Annotated in this window: 5 protein-coding genes; all 5 read left to right on the top strand. The window is 38.0% G+C overall.

Annotated features, from left to right (window positions below; translation table 11 throughout):
• Positions 1-862: RHS repeat-associated core domain-containing protein (locus HMPREF2696_RS11730; protein WP_249967821.1), on the top strand; the 862-nt coding region annotated here is incomplete at its 5' end.
• Positions 863-893: 31 nt separating this feature from the next.
• Entirely contained in the window at positions 894-1,430 is a 537-nt protein-coding gene (locus HMPREF2696_RS01940; protein WP_199900979.1) for a hypothetical protein, read from the top strand.
• Between the two features lie 56 nt (positions 1,431-1,486).
• A complete protein-coding gene (locus tag HMPREF2696_RS01935) occupies positions 1,487-2,212 on the top strand; it encodes an RHS repeat domain-containing protein (protein WP_249967820.1) in 726 nt (241 codons plus the stop codon).
• 22 nt (positions 2,213-2,234) lie between these two features.
• Positions 2,235-2,705 (top strand): thioredoxin domain-containing protein, encoded by a 471-nt coding sequence (locus tag HMPREF2696_RS11660; protein WP_210383747.1) that lies wholly within the window; start codon positions 2,235-2,237, stop codon positions 2,703-2,705.
• 4 nt (positions 2,706-2,709) lie between these two features.
• A complete protein-coding gene (locus HMPREF2696_RS01930; protein ID WP_004521141.1) occupies positions 2,710-3,186 on the top strand; it encodes a hypothetical protein in 477 nt (158 codons plus the stop codon).
• Positions 3,187-3,298: the final 112 nt, after the last annotated feature.

The raw sequence follows: 3,298 nt of genomic DNA, 5'->3' as shown, positions 1-3,298 counted from the left end.
CCTCTTGCAGGAAGTCCACCCGGACGGCAGGTATACCTATCTCTACACTGATCCTGACAGCTACGAACCCTTGGCACAGGTACGCAACCACACCAATACCGAAGGCGAAAGCAAACAGGAAATCCACTACTTCCATTGCGATCAAATCGGCATCCCGAGAGAAATGACCGATAAGGACGGCAACCTGGTTTGGTTTGGCAACTATACCGGCTGGGTTCGTCTGAAAGAGGAAACTAAGGTAACAGATAGCGCATACCAGCCCTTCCGCTTACAGAACCAGTATGCCGACCGTGAGACGGGGTTGCATTACAATTTCTTTAGGTATTACGAGCCTGATGTGGGTCGGTTTATCAACCAAGACCCGATTAGACTGTGGGGTGGAAACAATTTTTATCAATTTGCGCCGAACGTGCAGGGATGGGTTGATATTTTTGGTTTATATAATGCTCAGAAATGTGCATCAATTGCAGCTAGAATAGAAAATCTTAAATACGAAATATACGTAAAACGTATTCCCGCACTTGAGAGTAATCCAAATAATTTACCGTGGCGAATTGGTCCAGGGGAAGCTCTTAGAGATACTGTCCGAGGTCATGTAAAGCTACTGAATGCTGCGTATAGTAAACTAGCTAAAGCCGAAAAAGAGTGGGTGGATAATGATTGCGACAAACCACCACCTCCTTCTTCTCCCGTAACAAAATGCACTAATTGCTCCACTGAAGACAAAACATCTACTAATAATGATGCTTTAACAGCAATCGCCCTTGTTGGAACTGTTGTGCTAGTTAGTGTTTGTATATATTCAACGGCGGGAGTATGTGGTGCTTTTGTGGCAGGAGGAAGTTTTGTAGGAGCAATGTGAAGTTTAATATTGATATAGGAGCATGATAATTATGCGCAATAGTGATTTTTATATACAAAATATGATTGAAGCTTCTTTAGAACAAGAAGATTTCAGTCAAATAATTATACTACTAGATTCGCTACCATCTAAAAATATACGTAGAGCATTGTATTTATTATCAGAAATATTCCCAAATAAAATAGAAATTACTGAGAATGAATTTAAATTTATTAAATATATATTATCTAATAATAAATTTATAGTAGTTCAAAGCATCTCTGATTTTCTGAGAGCAATATCTATACTCAACTTTAATGACCTACAAAAACAGGAAATTGCTGATTTGATTTTTCAAAATCTAAATATTTTAAGCAAAAATTGTGATTTTGAGTTAAATGTACTAATAACAAAATTAATAGAACCCAATAAATTTTTTATGCAAGTTGAGAAAATTAAAAATAATTTAGATGATTATTCAAGAAAATATTTATTAGATTTTATTTTTTATGAGAAAGAATATCTTGAAAATGGCTTTAATGAAGATGAAATAAATGATTTCATAAAATTTTTGAGCTACCCTAGATAAAATAGCAAGCCGTAGCCCGCACGTAGTATGTGTGCCCAAAGGCATGCACGCGGGTTTTGTTCTTACAATTTAAAAGGCCGTCTGAAAATCTTTCAGACGGCCTAACCAATGGAGAAACAGTCACCGTCGTCAGCCTTTGCTACGGCTACGACTATACCGGCAACCTGATCCACCGCAAACTGCCGGACGGCGAAGTGCAGAACTATTTCTACGATCTGCACGACCAACTGGTTAAAGCGGAAATCTTCAAAAAAGACGGTACGAAAGAGACTTGGGCCTACACCTACGACGCCTTGGGCAGAAGGATAGGCAAAGGCCGTCTGAAAAACGAAGAAGTTTCAGACGGCCTGAAAGAGGAAACCGGATTTGTTTGGGACGGCAGCCACCTCTTGCAGGACGGCAGGTATACCTATCTCTACACCGATCCCGACAGCTACGAACCTTTGGCACAGGAACACAACCACACCAATACCGAGGGCGAAAGCCGCCAACAAATTCTCTACTTCCACTGCGACCAAATCGGCATTCCAAGAGAAATGACCGATAAAGACGGCAACCTCTTGTGGTTCGGCAACTACACCGGCTGGGGTCGTCTGAAAGAGGAAACCAAAGTAACGGATAGCGCATATCACCCCTTCCGCCTGCAGAACCAGTATGCTGACCTTGAGACGGGGTTGCATTACAACTTCTTCAGGTATTATGAGCCTGATGCGGGTCGGTTTGTAAATCAGGACCCGATTGGGTTGATGGGGGGGGGCGAATTTGTATGCTTTTGCGCCTAATACTGGGTCATGGATTGATCCATTGGGATTATTCGGCTTCGCAGGAACTGTTCCCAGTTCTTGTGGCTTTGGCAGTTCAGTAGCGACTACTGGTCATCAGCATGCAGCGGCTGCGATTGTTGCTTCCCGGTCAAAATCGCATACTGCTGTTGGGCGATGCAATAAAGACGAGCAAGACCCTTGTTCACAATTTCCCACAAAAAATGCAGCTAGAACTATTGCCTTAAAAGAAGCTGGTATTCCAACAAGCTCAACCCCGATTGCACAAAATATAACACCTAACTGGGAACAATATATGTATAAAAATCCAAATGGTTCACGAACACCACTCATTGTTTCGCACCATCCCTCTGATGCAAAACATCCTTGTCCACACTGGCATGTAGGTACCGCAAAAATGGATGGAAATCTTGTTCAAAAAAGAAATAATGGGAATGGTACATTTTCTTGGAAATACTATAAAGATAATGTAACTGTACAACATAGGAAATAGTATTATGACTGCTTTAAAAGATAAGATTTTTACTTTAAAACAGAATAATTTAATAAAAAAAATGAAAGAAAATTATTTTTTAAATAGTTTGATTTTGAATTCTGAAAAATTTATTCCATATCCATTTTCGTGTGAAATAATCAATCGTGTTTTCGTATCCTATAAAAGTATAGAATTATCAAAATTAAATTTTAGCTTATCGATAAAAAATGAAATATTAGATTTTTTTATACCAGAAGAAAATGATATTATATATGTATACTTTTATGGTGGAATAAATGATTCAGCTAAAACACCAATAGAATTATTCCCTTTATTTATTATTAAAAGAAAAGATATTAGTAATTGGCTAGAATTGATAAACAAGCCTAATTTTTACTGTTTAAAATTTTTTAATAATAAAATAGATAAAATTATTGATATATCTCTACTCGATAATGAAGAAAATGTGTTATCTGTTTTTATTGGAGTGAAAAAATAACTTTTAAAATAAAAAACAATCTATAAATGGCAAATTATTAAGCAAATGTAGGTTGATTCAAGCCCTAATGCCCCTGCAAGGTCATATGAACGGCAAGTTCAGCAAAAGACTC

Source organism: Neisseria sp. HMSC058F07 (assembly GCF_001810035.1).
In the GTDB taxonomy this organism is placed as follows: Bacteria; Pseudomonadota; Gammaproteobacteria; order Burkholderiales; family Neisseriaceae; genus Neisseria; species Neisseria perflava.
The sequence above is the reverse complement of the archived record's forward strand: the minus strand, read 5'-3'. Positions and strand labels throughout refer to the sequence as shown.